12 protein-coding genes are annotated in these 16617 nt (G+C 44.3%); 5 read left to right on the plus strand and 7 right to left on the minus strand.

Features of this window, described 5'->3' with window-relative positions:
* Window positions 1-81: 81 nt before the first annotated feature.
* The 3 genes from D0T50_RS05765 to D0T50_RS05775 are packed head-to-tail and all read right to left on the minus strand — an operon-like array spanning window position 82 to window position 4624.
* Window positions 82-2145, minus strand: a complete 2064-nt coding sequence (locus D0T50_RS05765; protein ID WP_163222565.1) for an NADH-dependent [FeFe] hydrogenase, group A6 — start codon at window positions 2143-2145, stop codon at window positions 82-84.
* 16 nt (window positions 2146-2161) lie between these two features.
* Window positions 2162-4060, minus strand: a complete 1899-nt coding sequence (locus D0T50_RS05770; RefSeq protein ID WP_163222566.1) for an NADH-ubiquinone oxidoreductase-F iron-sulfur binding region domain-containing protein — start codon at window positions 4058-4060, stop codon at window positions 2162-2164.
* A gap of 45 nt (window positions 4061-4105) precedes the next feature.
* Window positions 4106-4624 (minus strand): NAD(P)H-dependent oxidoreductase subunit E, encoded by a 519-nt coding sequence (locus D0T50_RS05775; RefSeq protein WP_163222567.1) that lies wholly within the window; start codon window positions 4622-4624, stop codon window positions 4106-4108.
* A gap of 145 nt (window positions 4625-4769) precedes the next feature.
* Between D0T50_RS05775 and hydE the strand changes: the two genes are divergently transcribed.
* The 3 genes from hydE to hydF are packed head-to-tail and all read left to right on the plus strand — an operon-like array spanning window position 4770 to window position 8410.
* A complete protein-coding gene (gene hydE, locus D0T50_RS05780) occupies window positions 4770-5822 on the plus strand; it encodes a [FeFe] hydrogenase H-cluster radical SAM maturase HydE (protein WP_163222568.1) in 1053 nt (350 codons plus the stop codon).
* Window positions 5815-7227, plus strand: coding sequence for a [FeFe] hydrogenase H-cluster radical SAM maturase HydG (gene hydG / locus D0T50_RS05785; RefSeq protein ID WP_163222569.1), 1413 nt, complete (start codon window positions 5815-5817; stop codon window positions 7225-7227). The genes hydE and hydG overlap by 8 nt, the downstream gene beginning before the upstream one ends.
* A 4-nt stretch (window positions 7228-7231) precedes the next feature.
* Window positions 7232-8410 (plus strand): [FeFe] hydrogenase H-cluster maturation GTPase HydF, encoded by a 1179-nt coding sequence (gene hydF / locus D0T50_RS05790; protein WP_163222570.1) that lies wholly within the window; start codon window positions 7232-7234, stop codon window positions 8408-8410.
* Here the strand turns inward: hydF and abc-f are convergent.
* Window positions 8387-10000 carry a ribosomal protection-like ABC-F family protein gene (abc-f, locus tag D0T50_RS05795; protein WP_163222571.1) on the minus strand — a complete coding sequence of 538 codons (1614 nt, stop codon included), beginning with the start codon at window positions 9998-10000 and terminating at the stop codon, window positions 8387-8389. The genes hydF and abc-f overlap by 24 nt on opposite strands.
* Window positions 10001-10470: 470 nt before the next feature.
* On the opposite strand from abc-f, the gene D0T50_RS05800 reads away from it, so the two are divergent.
* On the plus strand, window positions 10471-12669 hold the full coding sequence (locus tag D0T50_RS05800) for an alpha-galactosidase (protein WP_239058219.1): 2199 nt from the start codon (window positions 10471-10473) through the stop codon (window positions 12667-12669).
* A 65-nt stretch (window positions 12670-12734) separates the two neighbouring features.
* Here the strand turns inward: D0T50_RS05800 and D0T50_RS05805 are convergent, their stop codons facing one another.
* A complete protein-coding gene (locus D0T50_RS05805; RefSeq protein WP_163222573.1) occupies window positions 12735-13214 on the minus strand; it encodes a cytidine deaminase in 480 nt (159 codons plus the stop codon).
* A gap of 322 nt (window positions 13215-13536) precedes the next feature.
* Here D0T50_RS05805 and D0T50_RS05810 point away from each other — a divergent pair, with 322 nt between their 5' ends.
* Window positions 13537-14466 carry a glucosaminidase domain-containing protein gene (locus D0T50_RS05810; protein ID WP_163222574.1) on the plus strand — a complete coding sequence of 310 codons (930 nt, stop codon included), beginning with the start codon at window positions 13537-13539 and terminating at the stop codon, window positions 14464-14466.
* 17 nt (window positions 14467-14483) lie between these two features.
* Here the strand turns inward: D0T50_RS05810 and D0T50_RS05815 are convergent, their stop codons facing one another.
* Together D0T50_RS05815 and pdxA are read right to left on the minus strand one after the other, a co-directional pair.
* The gene (locus tag D0T50_RS05815) at window positions 14484-15575 is read right to left on the minus strand and encodes a four-carbon acid sugar kinase family protein (protein WP_163222575.1); all 1092 of its coding nucleotides are present in this window, start codon (window positions 15573-15575) and stop codon (window positions 14484-14486) included.
* On the minus strand, window positions 15572-16615 hold the full coding sequence (gene pdxA / locus D0T50_RS05820; protein WP_203558193.1) for a 4-hydroxythreonine-4-phosphate dehydrogenase PdxA: 1044 nt from the start codon (window positions 16613-16615) through the stop codon (window positions 15572-15574). The genes D0T50_RS05815 and pdxA overlap by 4 nt, the downstream gene beginning before the upstream one ends.
* Window positions 16616-16617: the final 2 nt, after the last annotated feature.

A 16617-nucleotide genomic window follows, 5' to 3' on the forward strand; every position in this document is an offset into this window, starting at 1 on the left:
GACTATGGCAGAATTAATACAAAGAGCCTGCACATTCTCATGCGCAGGCTCTTCTCTCTTACCCTCTCTCTGTAATAGCTATCAACTATTTGTATTGATAAGCTTTCCTATACGATTAATCTCTTTATAAAGTTCATCTATTACGACTTCGTATGTAGCGTGCTCAATTTGCTTGTCGTTTACACGAACCACAGGGCCTCGGTCGCAACGCTCAAAACAGAAGGTGGCACGTAGGTCAACCATTTCTTCCTGTCCTTCAAAGCCTACAATATCTTCCAACTTATTCTCTACCACATGCTTAAGCAGGCGCTTGAGCAGCTCTTGCGAACCGCGTGTAAAGCAGTTGGTGCCTGTGCACACAGCAACGATAATTTTAGGATGCTCGGTATTGCGAATAGAGATAATCTCTTTTTCAATACGTTTGCGTCCATGATAGTGCGTGTGCAACAGTTCGTGCGCTTTGTGTCCACCCGGTTCGCCAAGGAACTTTTCGTATAGTTCGATAACGTACGGATTGTCTTGCGACTTATGTAACTGAAGCGCTTTGTCTTCGTTATAAAGCATCTGTGCACGTTTCTCGCGGTAATCGGGGGTGAAGTTTACCGGCTGTCCACCTCCGGCGATACAACCACCCGGGCACGACATAACCTCAATTAAATCATAATCCGATTCGCCTTTCTTTGCCATTTCACACAATTTGCGTGCATTGGCAAGTCCATGCGCTACACCTAATTTCAGGTGGATATCACCCAACGTGAGCTCTACTGTGCGGATGCCTTCTTTACCACGTACTTGCTTGAAATCAAAGTTCTTCAATTTTTCTCCTGTCAGCTTTTCGTATGCATAGCGCAATACTGCTTCACTAACACCACCTGTATTACCAAAGATTACCCCTGCACCGGTTTTGAAGCCAAGTGGCATATCAAAGGATTCGGGTTGCAGTTTCTTTAGCTGAAGACCGGTTTCGTGTATCATTCTGCCCAGCCCTTCGGTAGTTAATACGTGATCAACTTCGGGCACGCCATCTTTGAAAAATTCACTGCGCTTTGCTTCGAATTTCTTGGCGGTACATGGCATGATAGAAACGATAACGAGTTGCTCGGGTTTGATGTTGAGCAGGGTAGGGAGTATTTCGCGGGCAACGCTACCAAACATTTGCTGTGGCGATTTGCACGTAGAAAGGTTGTTCAGTAGTTCGGGATAATATTGCTCAGCGAATTTCACCCAACTGGGGCAACAAGAGGTAAATAACGGTAACTTTTCACCTTTCAGTTTGCGGGCAATAAATTCAGTTGATTCTTCCAGCACAGTAAGGTCGGCTGTAAACGAGGTATCATATACTTGGTCGAATCCTAAACGACGCAGTGCTGCTACTATTTGTCCTGTATTTATGGAAGAAGCATCATCCGAACCGGTTGCCTCACTCTCTCCTAAGGCTACACGCACAGCAGGTGCCATTTGTGCTACCACATATTTGTTGGGGTCGTGAATGGCTTCCCATACCTCTTCCGTTTCTTGTCGGGGAACAAGTGCGCCAACAGGGCACACCGATACGCATTGTCCGCAATAAACACACTCTACATCTGCCAAGCTCTTTTGGTAGGCAGGTGCCACACAGGTTTTAGAACCGCGATTCACAAAGTCAATTGCACCTACCGATTGTATCTCTTTACATACCCGTACGCAGTCTCCGCAAAGAATACATTTGTTGGGGTCGTGAACAATACTTCTCGACTTGTTGTCAATCGGTTCGCGTTTGTTGGTTTTCTTAAAACGTACTTCTTGCACACCTAAGCGACGTGTAAGATACTGTAGTTTACAGTTATTGGAACGTACGCAACTGGGGCAACTCACATCGTGATTGGCAAGTAGTAACTCTAAGTTTATCTTTCGTATTTGGCGTACCTCTTCGGTATTTGTCCTTACCACCATGCCATCGCGTGGAGTAATGGTACAGGTTGCTTGTATGCCCATTCCTTCTACGTCGCACACGCACAAACGGCAAGCGCCGTATGTACTCAGATGTGAGTGATAGCAAAAAGTGGGCAACTCTATATTAGCTTTCCTGATTACTTCAAGAATGTTTCTTTCGTTTTCGATGGGGACGCTTAATCCATCTATATTGATATATCCTTTATTTTCCATGATTTAGACTGTTAGCTTAAAAACCAATTACCGCATCGAATTTACATGTAGTAGCACAAACACCGCATTTGGTACATACGGTGGAATCTATTACATGCGGCTGTTTTTTCTCTCCACTGATAGCTCCCACGGGGCACTTGCGCGAGCAAGCTGTACAACCGGTGCACTTCTCGGCATCGATAAATACATCAGAAAGGGCTTTGCAGTTGTTAGTGGCGCACTTCTTGTTTACGATATGGTCGATATACTCGTCGCGGAAGCGGCTAATGGTGGAGATAACCGGACTTGGCGCGGTTTTTCCCAGCCCACAAAGCGAAGCCTTCTTCACTACCTGTGCTACATCTTGCAGCAAGTTAAAGGTTTTTTCGGTGGCTGTTCCATCAATAATTTCATCGAGCATGGAAAGCATTTGCTTGGTACCTTCACGACAAGGAACACACTTTCCGCAACTTTCGTTCTGGGTAAAGTTCATAAAGAAACGGGCTATTTGAATCATGCACGATTGTTTATTCATCACTACCATACCGCCCGAGCCAACCATGGCACCGTTCTTTATCAGGTTATCGTAATCGATCTCAATATTTAAGTGCTCTTCGGTAAGGCAACCACCGGATGGTCCACCAATTTGTACTGCTTTGAATCCTTCATTGGTAATATCTCCATCGTTGTCTGTAACGCCTCCACCTATATTATATACAATTTCATGCAATGTGGTGCCAAAAGGTACCTCAATCAAACCTGTGTTGGCTACATGTCCTGTCAAGGCGAAAGTCTTTGTTCCTTTCGATTTTTCAGTACCGTATGCGTTGAACCACGAAGCTCCATTCTTGATAATCAATGGAACAGCGGCAAGTGTTTCTACATTGTTAATAACGGTAGGTTTGCCAAACAGCCCTTTCTGTGCAGGGAAAGGAGGTTTGGGTTTGGGCATTCCTCGTTTTCCTTCAATAGAGGCAATGAGTGCAGTTTCTTCTCCACACACAAAGGCACCTGCGCCTTCCATGATATGAATATGCATGTTGTGACCGCTACCAAATACGTTGTTACCCAACGTTCCCGCCTCCATAGCATCATTAATAGCTTTAGTCATACGTTGAATAGCCAATGGATATTCTAAGCGCACATATACGTGTCCTTCGTCGGATCCGATAGCGCGAGCGGCAATCATCATTCCTTCGAGTATACGGTGTGGGTTGCCTTCCATAAGGCTGCGATCCATAAATGCACCAGGGTCGCCTTCGTCGCCGTTACAGATGACATATTTCTTTGGTCCTGCTTCCTGCAGAGTAAATTGCCATTTCTTTCCGGTAGGGAATCCGCCACCGCCACGTCCACGCAATCCCGATTCCAGTATTGTCTGGCAAACCTCTTCGGGAGTCATTTGTGTAAAGGCTTTTTCGGCTGCGAAGTATCCGCCATGAGCGATGTACTCGCGTATGCTGCCCGGGTCGAGGTGCGAACATTCGCCCAGCACCAAGCGGGTTTGTCTTTTATAGAAAGGTATCTCGGTTTGTCCGCGACTTCGTTGTCCGTCAGCAGGGTTTACATACAGCAGTTCTTCAATGATTTTATCTTTCAGAACAGTTTCCTCCAATATACGCATTACATTTTCTGGGCGCACCTTGGTGTACATAATTTCGTCGGGAAGGATATTGACCAATGGCCCTTGTCCGCAGAAACCTTGGCATCCGCTACCGGTAAGTTGGATTACATGGTCATCATCGTGATAATTGGCTTCGAGATCCACAAACTGTTTAAGTCCGGTTACTTCCAATGCTTTCTCAAAAGCTTCGTACACTTTGAGCGAGCCATTGGCTATACATCCGGTTCCGGCGCATATAATGATACGCTTTTTAACATGTGCGGCAGCTTGGTTATAGTCTGCCTGAACTTGTTTAAGATTGATATTGTCCATTTCTTTATTACGTTTTTACCACTTAAGAATAAGGTTGGAACATCGTTACTGTCCTTCCCGGGCAATGATTTCATTGATAATTTCTTCGCACTTTTTACTGTTAACTTCACCATATACCTGTTCGTTCACTACCATGACAGGTGCCAATCCACAGGCGCCAAGACAGCTTACAGCTTCCAAAGTAAAGAGCATGTCATCTGTGGTATGCTTTTCTTTGGTTAATTTCAGCTTGCTGTAAAGCGTGTCGATGAGCTTGGTTGAACCCTTTACATGGCAGGCAGTACCATCGCAGACTTTAATAACATACTTTCCTTTTGCTTCGAGCGAGAAGTGTGCGTAAAAGGTAGCAACACCGAAAACTTCTGCCGTAGGCATGTTCAAAGCTGTAGCGATGTAGGTCAATACTTGTTGGGGGAGGTAACGATATTCTTCCTGTACTTCTTGAAGAATCGTAATAAGGCGCTTTTGATCGTGGTTGTACTTTTCAATAATTTCGAGTACACGCGTAAACTGCCTTGCGGTTTTGTTTACCACCGAAGTGGCATGAATCGCTTTTTCATTCATTGTTTCAGAGATAAAGGTAATTAGTCTTATTACATTTTGTTTGTGAAGATAGAATAAACAAATGAAATAATCACTACTTTTGGTGAACTTTTTGTGAATAAAGCCATAAACGACTATCTTTATGACACAAAAGTGTGTTGTGTATATGAGAAAACTAATAGATAACTTAAAATCTAAGCGATGTTTGAGCAGAGAAGATATCACTTTGCTACTCACTTCACTCGACGAAGATTTACTTATATATATAAATAAGGTGGCGCGCGAAGCTACCGATGCTCGATTTGGAAAGACGGTTTATGCCCGTGGACTTATTGAGTTGACCAATTATTGTCGCAATAATTGTTACTACTGTGGAATTCGTAGAGAAAACAAACAGGTAGAACGTTACCGGCTCACTGCGGATGAAATACTGGAATGTTGTCGGCAAGGAGATAGATTGGGACTAAAGACGTTTGTTTTGCAGGGTGGTGAAGATCCACGACTAACAGACAACTTTCTCGAAGATGTGTTGTTGCGCATTAAGAAAGAATTCCCCAATCATGCTGTAACCTTCTCTTTGGGTGAAAAGTCGCGCGAATCCTATCAAAAATTCTTTGCTGCCGGAGCCGACCGCTACTTGTTGCGTCATGAAACAGCTACGCGCGAACACTACCAGCAGTTGCATCCCGAAGATATGTCTTTCGATAACCGCATAAACTGTTTGCACGAACTGAAAGCTATCGGTTATCAAACCGGTGCGGGTATGATGATTGGTAGTCCGGGACAAACAGTGGAGAACATAGTGGAAGATATTTTGTTTATTAAGAAACTGCGTCCACAAATGGTAGGAATAGGTCCTTTTATCCCGCAGCACGATACGCCTTTTGCCAACGAACCGGCAGGAAGTATCGACCTTACGCTTATGGTTATCTCCATCATACGGCTTTTGCTTCCCGATGCACTGATGCCATCTACTACTGCATTGGCAACACTCAATCAACATGGATATCAGCGAGGTATATTGGCGGGAGCTAATGTAGTGATGCCCAATCTTACCCCCCAAGAGTACCGTGCCAAGTATGCCATCTATGACAATAAAAAAGCAATGTTTTTTGCCGTAGAACAAGAATTTGAAGAACTTAAACAACAAATAACATCCATTGGTTATCACCTCTCTAATTCTCGTGGTGATTACCATAATACGTTTTATCATGTATAATATAAAATCCCCCAAAGCAGAAGAGTTCATTGATCATGCCGAGATTCTCGAAAGCATGGAGTATGCTCGTTCTAATAAAAGCAACCGCCAGTTGCTCGAAGCGATTCTGCAAAAAGCTACCGAAGGTAAAGGACTTTTGCACCGCGAAGCCGCTACACTGTTGGAGTGTGAACTCCCTGATATAAATGAGCGTGTTTTTGAACTGGCGCGCCAACTCAAAGAGCGGCTTTATGGTAAACGCATCGTCATGTTTGCTCCACTTTACCTTTCTAATTACTGTGTGAATGGATGTATTTATTGTCCTTATCACGCAAAGAATAAACAAATGCCGCGTAAGAAATTGACGCAAGAGGAGATACGCCAAGAAGTTATCGCCTTGCAGGATATGGGGCACAAACGTTTGGCGTTGGAATCGGGCGAACATCCTAACACACCTATCGAATACATATTGGAGAGTATTAAAACCATTTATGATATTAAACACCGCAATGGTGCTATTCGTCGTGTTAATGTGAATATCGCTGCTACCACAGTAGAAAATTATCGCAAACTGAAGAATGCGGGTATTGGAACCTATATCCTTTTTCAGGAAACGTATCACAAAGAACACTATGAACAGCTGCATCCTACCGGTCCTAAATCCAATTATGCCTACCATACAGAGGCTATGGACAGAGCTATGGAAGCTGGTATCGACGACGTGGGACTGGGTGTGCTTTTCGGCTTAAGCAATTACCTGTACGACTTTATCGGGTTGCTTATGCATGCCGAACATCTTGAGGCTGCCTGTGGGGTAGGACCGCATACCATCAGTGTACCACGCATCTGCCCTGCCGATGATGTAGATGTAAGCGATTTTACGAATGCTGTGCCCGATGAAATCTTTCATAAACTCGTGGCTGTTATTCGTTTAAGCGTGCCATATACAGGAATGATTGTTTCAACGCGGGAGTCGCAACAATCGCGCGAAGCAGTGTTGAAGCTGGGCATCTCGCAGATTAGTGGTGGCTCACATACTACAGTAGGAGGTTATCAGGTGGATGCACCACAAGCAGAAACAGCACAATTTTCTGTAAGCGATCACCGCGCACTCGATGAGGTAGTTGGTTGGTTGCTCGATAAAGGATATATACCAAGCTTCTGCACAGCTTGTTATCGTCAAGGGCGTACCGGAGATCGCTTTATGACATTGGTTAAAACCGGAGAAATAGCCAACTGTTGTGGCCCTAACGCACTTATCACCCTCGAAGAGTATCTGCAGGATTATGCTTCGCCCGAAGTGAAGGCTAAAGGACAAAAGCTCATAGAGGCGGAGTTGAAATATATTCCAAACGAGAAAGTAAAGCAAAAAGCAACTGAGTTTGTTCGCTCTATAGAAAAAGGTGAACGTGATTTTAGATTCTGACGCCATGAAAGAAGCTTCCCAATCAACCCGCATACACATTACTATTCTTGGTAAAACCAATAGTGGAAAGTCTTCGCTTATTAATGCGCTGACCCGGCAAGAAGTTTCCATAGTGTCTCATATAGCAGGTACAACCACCGATCCTGTTACCAAAAGCATAGAGATACCCGGTGTGGGACCTTGCCTTATTACCGATACAGCAGGAGTTGATGATGCAACAGAGCTGGGTGCACAACGCTTAGAGAAAACGAAAAAAGCACTGGAGCGAACAGATCTTGCCATTCTTCTTTTTCGCGATACTAACATTGAAGAAGAATTGAAATGGGTAGAGCTTCTTAAAAGCAAAGCTATTCCTTACATTAACGTACTTAACACAGACGAAGCCGTTGATGTTTTCACCCTTGCCACTCGCATTGGCGAGGCAACCCGGCAACCTCTTCTCCTTAATGCGTTGACGGGTGAAGGCATCGACACACTCCTTGCCACTATTGCCGAACTAACGCACGAAGAACGATCCGTAACTATTACCGGAGGATTGGCCAAGGCAGGTGATGTTGTTCTTTTGGTTATGCCACAAGACCCACAGGCCCCTAAAGGTCGGCTGATATTGCCACAAGCGCAAACCATTCGCGAATTACTGGATAAACGCTGTATCCCTATAGCTTGCGATACTACGCAGGTTGAAGAAGCGTTAAGTTCCCTCAAAAACCCTCCGGCACTCGTTATAACCGACTCGCAAGTGCTGGCTACCGTAACCGCACTTGTTCCTAAAGAGAGTAAACTCACTACTTTTTCCATTCTCTTTGCACATTATAAGGGCGACATTCATGTATTTGCGGCAGGTGCTCAAGCAATTGCCACATTAACCCCTGCTTCTCGTGTGCTTATAGCCGAAGCCTGTACACATGCGCCGCTTACGGAGGATATAGGCAGAGAAAAAATACCTCGCATGCTTCGCAAACGTATAGGCGAAGCTCTGCGGGTAGATGTGGTGAGTGGCGCGGATTTCCCCACAGATTTGTCGGACTATGATTTGGTTATCCATTGTGGTGCTTGTATGTTTAATCGTAAACATGTGCTTTCGCGCATCCGACAGGCAGAAGAGCAGGGGGTAGTGATAACGAATTACGGAATAACGATAGCATACCTTACAGGGACTTTAGATAAGGTGGTTTATCCCTAAAGCAATCTCTTTATCTACTCCAATCTCTTGCAAGAAGTAGGTGTCGTGACTTACTACAAGCACCGTTCCTTTATATTCTCTAATCGTAGATGTTATAATCTCAATGCTTTGAATATCGAGGTTGTTTGTTGGTTCGTCCAGCACAAAAATATCGGGCGTGTTATTGCCTGCCATGAGGCAACAGAAAGAAAGACGCATCTTTTCGCCTCCACTAAGTTTAGAACAAGGCTTATTCCATGTGGCTACAGGAAAAAGAAAACGATTCAAGATAACCTTCAACTCATGTTCCTGCATGGTGGCTGTTTTGTATGTCATGGCCTGCTCCAATACAGAAAGGTGATTCTGGATTAGAGAATACTCTTGGTCTAAATACACGGTACTTAGGTTCTCGCATGTTTTAACTGTTCCTTCGGTAGGGGTTAGCTCTCCTGTCATTAGTTTCAATAGGGTAGTCTTTCCGCCACCATTCTTTCCGCTTATTGCCCATCGTTCGCCACTTCGTATCTGAAAATCGAGCGGTTCTTCCCAAAGGTAGTGCTTGCCGAAACCAAACAACACACCACTTCCTTCTATCAACAACTTGCCGCTATGCAGAGCAGATGAATGAAAGTTGGTTTTCAGTGCAGCCGACGAAGGGATAACCTGTTGCAGCTCTTTTATTTTGGCAACCATATCGGCTGTTTTCTCTTCGTGAACCTCTTTGAGCTTAGCACTGCTGTTTTCCGATTTGTTTTTTAAGTTACCCATGAGTATGCGTGGAACGCCCTTCTTTATGTTTTGTTTCTCACCACGCGAACTGTGTTTCTGCTGCTTTTCGGCTACTTCGCGTGCAGCTTTCTTGGCAAGCCGGAGTTGCTTTTCCTGCTCTTCCAGTTTCTCGTACAGGGCTTCGGTCTCTTTTATTTTTTGCTCTTTATAGAAGCTGTAATTGCCACCGTATAGCTTTACCTCACTTCGCGAGAGTTCCAATGTGGAAGGCAACAGATCGAGTAGGGTGCGGTCGTGACTTACAACAAGGAGCGTACATTTGCAGTTCTTCAGCCAATCATACAATTTATTGCGGTAAACAAAATCTAAGTGGTTGGTTGGCTCATCCAATAAAATAACCGACTTGCCATTTACTTTCATTCCCGCCAGGAATACTTTTGTTTTCTCTCCACCACTCATGGCGTGTAGCGGATGGGATAATGGAAATTCTTGCAATCCCCAATAAGATAGCGCGGCTATGGATTCTTCTTCAATGTTCCAATCGTCGTTGAGAACTGCAAAATGTTCTTCGGTTACTTCTCCTTGGAGAATGGCATGTAGGGCGTTGAGCTTTTGGTCTACTTGCATGGCTTCAGCAATGGTCAGCTCGTCGTATTGCCCAAAGTGTTGCGGCACATAATATAATCCCTCCGAAGAAACATGTACACTTCCTTCCGATGGTCGCAACTTTCCGGCTATAACTTGTAACAAGGTAGATTTTCCGCTTCCATTGTTGCCGATTAATGCTTTCTTTTCTCCGTTCTGCACAGAGAAGTTAATGTGTTCAAATAAGATTTCCTGATCCGGGTGGATATAAGAAAGGTTGGATATAACGATACTCATGATATACTGACATATAAAATAAAGATGAAACAAACGAAAATTTACACTCGTTCCGCCCGCATGAAATTTTCATAGGGAGAAATCAGAAAAGGTGTGTAGAGGAGTTTGTTTTTTACATGTCCGTAAGAATCGTTATTGAGTTATGGCGGCAAAGGTAACATATTTTTTTGAATCATAAACATATATCCACTGCACCCTATTATTTTCTCACTGCTTTCTACATCAAAATGCACTGAGAAACGGGTCAAAATGCACTGAGAATTGAACAGAAAAGCACTGAGAAAATAACAGCGAATTAACGTATAGAAAAACGTTGATTGCGCGATTGAACAGATACTATTTTATCTTATTCTGCGACAATCCCTACTTATGGGTTAATTTCAAGATAGAAATAATCCCTATCTCTACGAATTTCCATAGTTTTGCTACATCAATTGTATAAATAATTAAATATATAAATGAAGCGAACCATGAAAAGACTCTTTTTATTTGTGGCAATCTGCCTGCTTGTTGTTAATCTATTTGCTCAGGATATATGTATTTCCACTCCGGGCACGTCGTTAGTATTGTCGGCTCCGATAGGAGGCGACCTGACTCATGTGTATTACGGTAATAAGCTAACAGATGCAGAAGTACGGGTCATCGCTCAGATTGAGCCCAACAACCGCTCTGCTTATCCGGTTTACGGTTTAGGAGGATTTGGCGAAAGAGCTTTGTCCGTTAAACATGCCGATGGAAACATGACACTGCAAATGACAGTTACCGGTGTGAAGAGCAACAAAGAAGGCAATGCCAACATTACCATTATCGAAATGAAGGACAAAGTATATCCTTTTTATGTAAACATCTGCTATAAAGCATACCAGGATGTAGACATTATCGAAACGTGGACAGAAATCAGCCATCAGGAGAAGAAACCTGTTGTGCTGGAGCAATTTGCTTCTGCCTATTTACCCATACGTCGCGGAGATGTTTGGTTATCTCATCTGTACGGTAGTTGGGCAAACGAAGGACGATTGGCACAAGAACCATTAGCTCCGGGAATGAAGATTATCAAAAACAAAGATGGAGTACGCAACTCGCACACGGCACATGCTGAAGTAATGTTCTCGCTCGATGGAAAACCTCAGGAAAATACTGGAAGCGTAATTGGGGCAGCTCTGTGTTATAGTGGCAACTACAAACTGCGTATCGATACCGACGATACTGATTACCACCATTTCTTTGCAGGAATTAATGAAGACAATTCATCATACAGCTTGGCAAAAGGCGAAGTGTTCCGCACCCCCGAACTTGCATTGACCTATAGCAAAGAAGGATTAAGCGGCGGTAGTCGCAACTTCCACAAGTGGGGGCGCACTTATAAACTGGCACACGGAAACACCTTGCGCAAGATTCTGCTAAATAGCTGGGAAGGCGTTTACTTCGATATCAACGAAGAAGGAATGAATCAAATGATGAACGACATTGCCTCCATGGGTGGAGAATTATTCGTGATGGACGATGGGTGGTTTGGAGATAAATATCCGCGTAATGTAGACAATTCTTCTTTGGGTGACTGGGTCGTAGACAAGCGAAAACTTCCAAACGGGGTAGCCGGGTTGGTAAAGGATGCTGAGAAGCACGGCATCAAATTCGGAATCTGGATAGAACCCGAAATGGCCAACACTACCAGCGAGCTGTTCGAGAAACATCCCGAATGGGCACTCAAAGCACCTCAACGCGACCATGTGTTGGGACGTGGAGGCACACAGGTGGTGCTCGACCTAGCCAATCCCGAAGTGCAGGACTTTATATTTGATATCGTGGACAACCTGATGACCGATAATCCGGAGATTGATTACATCAAATGGGATGCCAATATGTCCATAACTAACCATGGTTCAAACTACTTGCCCAAAGACAAACAAAGCCATCTTTTTATAGAGTTTCATCGTGGATTTGAGAAAGTATGCCAACGCATCCGTGCCAAATATCCTGACCTTACCATTCAGGCTTGTGCCAGTGGAGGTGGACGTGCCAACTACGGTGTGTTGCCTTATTTCGACGAGTTTTGGGTGAGCGACAATACAGATGCTCTGCAGCGCGTCTATATGCAGTGGGGAACATCGTATTTCTTTCCTGCCATTGCTACAGCTTCGCATATCAGTGCCACGCCCAATCACCAAACATTCCGCACCATTCCGTTGAAGTATCGTATCGATGTGGCTATGAGTGGGCGCTTGGGAATGGAAATACAACCCAAGAATATGACGGAGGAAGAAATCATACTCTGCAAAAACGCTATTGCCGAATACAAAACAATACGTCCTGTGGTGCAATTAGGAGATATATATCGCCTATTATCGCCATACGATAAACTGGGTGTTGCATCCATGATGTACGTATCGCCCGAAAAAGAAAAAGCGGTATTCTATTGGTGGAAGATGGAACACTTCTGCGACCAACACTTACCACGCGTGAAGATGGCCGGACTGTCGCCCGCGAAGCAATACATCGTTCGTGAGTTGAACCGCATCGACAACAGTCCGCTGAAGTTCGAAGGAAAAATATTTAGTGGCGAGTACTTAATGAGTAATGGTCTGGAGATTCCATACACCCATACGGTAGATTATCATAAGCTAAACGATTATTCCAGCCGCGTTCTCTATTTGGAAGAGGTGAAGTAAATATACAAGAATGGTGTGTCAATACGAAGAAATTGACACACCATCTTTATCTCTTTGTTAGCAAACTATTCCATTGATGAGGCATTAAATGAAAGCGGAAGCAAATCACTTATACCTTTCATTTCATAAATGCCATCTGTGCCATATAATAAAATACGTATAGGGTTTTTATATCTTGCTTCTGTTTCGAGCACTACTTGTCGGCAGGCGCCACAAGGAGGAATAGGATCTTTCAAGAAAGAACCTTTATTGTAGGCAGCTACGGCAAGCACATCCACCGGCTGATCAGGATATTGCGAATTGGCATAAAAAAGAGTGGTGCGCTCGGCACATAACCCCGACGGATAGGCTGCATTCTCTTGGTTGCTTCCACTTACAATAACACTATTCCTCAATCGGATAGCTGCGCCTACAGCGAATTGCGAGTAAGGAGAGTAGCTTCTCTTGGTTGCCTCCATGGCGGCAGTCATTAACTCTTGGTCGTCTTTACTTAATTCATCAAACTGATAAATTTTTATGTGCGCTGTAATGGTTATTTCCTTCATAGATATCTGTTTTTATTAGCAAATATAGTTGTTTTTGCTAATAATCACTATTCCCGACATAGAAGAAATTGTTTTGAATCTGTTCGTCCTTTTATTGGGCGCATATTTTACATGCAATTCAATCCACTTCGGTCAGCCATAGTCTCATGCCCCGTCAGCCATAGTCTCACGCCCCGTCGTCCATAGGCGCACGGTTGCTCAGCCATAGGCACGCAACCGCTCAGCCATAGGCTCATAGCTCTAATTCATCAATAATACTTAAAAGCTTTTCATTTCTCATTCTTTTTTGTGACTTTTGCGAAGCACAATAAACCCATTAACCATGCAAATCCGTATACATTACCGTAGGCTGTTTCTCTTCCTATTGATATTTCCTCTCTCTCTGTCGGTTCATGCGCAGGGCAGAAACAAACAATACCTGGAATATATAAATACTTACAAGGGAATTGCCGTTGAAGAAATGATAAAATATAAAATTCCTGCCAGTATAACCTTGGCGCAGGGATTACTCGAAAGTGGTGCCGGAAGAAGCAAACTGGCAACAAGGAGCAATAATCATTTTGGCATAAAGTGCGGTAGTAGCTGGAGAGGTAAGACGGTACGCCACGATGACGACGCACGCAATGAGTGCTTCCGGGCTTATAAAAATTCAAAGGAATCTTACGAAGACCATTCCAAGTTTTTAGCTAATGGTGCCCGCTATGCCTTCTTGTTTAAGTTGCCCATAACCGATTATAAAGGGTGGGCACGTGGACTAAAGAAGGCAGGCTATGCTACCGACCCTTCGTATGCCAGCCGGCTGATTACCATTATAGAGGACTACGAACTTTATAAATACGACCGGGTAGGTAAGAAGAGCAAAGATAACAAGAGTGGAAGAAGTAACAGCACTGCTACATCTGCAATAGTTAATCCTCATCAGGTATTCTTGTCGAACGACTTAGCGTATATAGTAGCCCGGAACGGTGATACGTTCGAAAGCCTTGGCAAGGAATTTAGTATCAGTTGGCGGAAACTTGTGAAGTACAACGACCTGCATAAAGAATACACCCTCGCCGATGGTGATATAATCTACCTGAAAGAAAAGAAGAGTAAGGCGAATAAAAAGCATACTGTGCACATTGTGAAGGATGGCGACTCCATGCACTCCATCTCGCAAATGTATGGTATGAAAATGAAACAACTCTATAAGATGAACAAAAAAGACGCAGACTATGTACCCGAAGTAGGGCAGAGGCTACGGCTACGATGAATCTTAATACGTATGCATTACTGTAACAGATGCTCTCCCCAAGGGTAACTTCCGGGTTTGATGGTGATATGCAGTGTGGGTATTTCTTGGGGTTGCATGCGCACAACACCCGGTGCTACTTCATCTGTAATGGTAAAGTTGCGACAACCTAACTCCTCAAAGATAGCAAACGCGGTAGCTCCTCCCTCAATAATCAGCTCTTGTGGCAAACGCTTGGCAAGTAATAGAGAGGTAAGTGTAGCCATAATACCCTTTAATCGAAGGGCAAACGCTTTGCCTCCTTTAGAAGGTTGGTTGATGGTAACAACGAGCGAGTGGCTTGCCTGGTAGGTTCGCATCACCTCATCCATCCATTTTCTGCTATCCTCACCATTGAACACTGCCGGGTCCATGGGGCATGTAGGTACACTGTTTCGTTGGATATAGGGCGAGGTTGTCAATGAATTATTGGCGGTACTACCACAAATAAAAAGAGCGGAGCGATTGCCAAGCCCCCCAAAGCAAGTGAAACCTTGCTCTTTGTATCCTTTGTGTTTAAGGTAGGAGCAGAAAAAGTCGGCACCACCGGCAGGTATGGTGTTGTTGTTTATGCAAGTAGTCAGTTGCTCAATCTCCTCTTGGCTACCGGCATTAGGAATAGAGATGCTCTCAATAGTCCTCCCCAATATTTCTTTTACAATCGCACTGTGCGCAGGGTGTTCAGGGTCATTAGCAAACAGTGTTTTATCTAAGGGTATGCCATTTATATAATATACTCCATCTTGGATAACCCTCCCTTTGGATGGGTTTTGTGGAATAAGTAAAGCCTTCTCCACCTTCATTACTTGCATCAAAGCGTTGAGCTCGGCAATGATGTGTCCTCGCAGTGCGGAGTCTGTTTTCTTAAACAATTCATGGCATCCAAGGTTTTTGAGTCTTTCTGCCAAAACAACAGTATGAGATATGGCTTCCTCTATGGGCATGGAACGAGTGTCTGTGGCACATACCAACAACTCACACGGAGGGATAGACAATAGCGAGGTAGTCATACCCACCTTCAACCCGAACCGCATCCCGATACCTGCTATTTCGGCAGCTCCCGTTACATCATCGGCAATGACGGTAATCATATTTTGGCTTTCAGGCGATTAATAGCCATACGAGTAGCATAGTCAATAGATAATAACATGGCATCCGCGCTGGCAATACCTTTACCTGCCACATCGAACGCAGTTCCATGATCTACCGATACCCGAATGATAGGCAGCCCCAGAGTTATGTTTACTCCCTTTACGCTATCCATCTTTCCTGTTTCGGAATTCCAGTTAAAACCTACTACCTTGAATGGGATATGCCCCTGATCGTGATACATTGCCACACAACCATCATATTGTCCACATTTAGCTTTTGCAAAGAGAGTGTCGGGTGGAACAGGGCCTGTAACGTTGTAGCCTTTGGCCTTCAGTGTTTCTACCGCCGGGATAATTTCTTTCTCTTCCTCCCAGCCAAAGAGTCCATTGTCGCTCGAATGAGGGTTCAGCCCTGCAATACCTATACGTGGTTGTTCAATACCGAACTGTTTACAGGCATCTACAATAAGCTCTGTAACATCTATGATTCTATCTTTCTTTACACGGTCGCATGCTTCGCGAAGTGAGCAGTGCGTAGAAACATGAATTACCCGCAGAAACTCATCGGCAAGTAACATGGCATATTTGCTTGTGTGAGTGAAGTGGGCGTACATCTCCGTGTGTCCATCAAAATGATGCCCTGCCAAATTGAGTGCTTCCTTGTTGAGAGGTGCGGTGACCGTACCATCTACTTCATTGTTCATGGCGAGCTCAATCGCTGTTTTAATAGCAAGGAAGGCAGCGTTACCCGCTTGAGCAGACACTTCGCCTACATTTAATGTGCCGGGCACTATACAGTTTAGGTCATAAACATCTACTACGCCAGGGGTAAAGGTAGCCTGCGATACTTCTTTAATGGCATTTACCTTTAGTGACAACCCCAACGCTTGGATAACCTCGGCTATCAGAATAGCATCTCCTGTAACGAGTGGACGGCACTGTTGGTACACTTCCGCTTGGCTAAGGGCTTTAACAACAATTTCAGGGCCGATACCGGCAGGGTCGCCCATAGTAATGGCGAGGATGGGTTTTATCATCATAT

It is taken from the genome of Bacteroides sp. 214, from assembly GCF_010501015.1.
Lineage (GTDB): Bacteria > Bacteroidota > Bacteroidia > Bacteroidales > Bacteroidaceae > Bacteroides.

Excerpts from the sequence above, each read along its gene's own strand:
- hydE (WP_163222568.1), top strand. The coding sequence starts at position 4,770 with ATGAGAAAACTAATAGATAACTTAAAATCTAAGCGATGTTTGAGCAGA.
- hydG (WP_163222569.1), top strand. The coding sequence starts at position 5,815 with ATGTATAATATAAAATCCCCCAAAGCAGAAGAGTTCATTGATCATGCC.
- D0T50_RS05765 (WP_163222565.1), bottom strand. The coding sequence starts at position 2,145 with ATGGAAAATAAAGGATATATCAATATAGATGGATTAAGCGTCCCCATC.
- D0T50_RS05815 (WP_163222575.1), bottom strand. The coding sequence starts at position 15,575 with ATGATTACCGTCATTGCCGATGATGTAACGGGAGCTGCCGAAATAGCA.
- D0T50_RS05810 (WP_163222574.1), top strand. The coding sequence starts at position 13,537 with ATGCAAATCCGTATACATTACCGTAGGCTGTTTCTCTTCCTATTGATA.
- D0T50_RS05770 (WP_163222566.1), bottom strand. The coding sequence starts at position 4,060 with ATGGACAATATCAATCTTAAACAAGTTCAGGCAGACTATAACCAAGCT.
- D0T50_RS05805 (WP_163222573.1), bottom strand. The coding sequence starts at position 13,214 with ATGAAGGAAATAACCATTACAGCGCACATAAAAATTTATCAGTTTGAT.
- D0T50_RS05775 (WP_163222567.1), bottom strand. The coding sequence starts at position 4,624 with ATGAATGAAAAAGCGATTCATGCCACTTCGGTGGTAAACAAAACCGCA.
- pdxA (WP_203558193.1), bottom strand. The coding sequence starts at position 16,615 with ATGATGATAAAACCCATCCTCGCCATTACTATGGGCGACCCTGCCGGT.
- abc-f (WP_163222571.1), bottom strand. The coding sequence starts at position 10,000 with ATGAGTATCGTTATATCCAACCTTTCTTATATCCACCCGGATCAGGAA.
- D0T50_RS05800 (WP_239058219.1), top strand. The coding sequence starts at position 10,471 with ATGAAAAGACTCTTTTTATTTGTGGCAATCTGCCTGCTTGTTGTTAAT.
- hydF (WP_163222570.1), top strand. The coding sequence starts at position 7,232 with ATGAAAGAAGCTTCCCAATCAACCCGCATACACATTACTATTCTTGGT.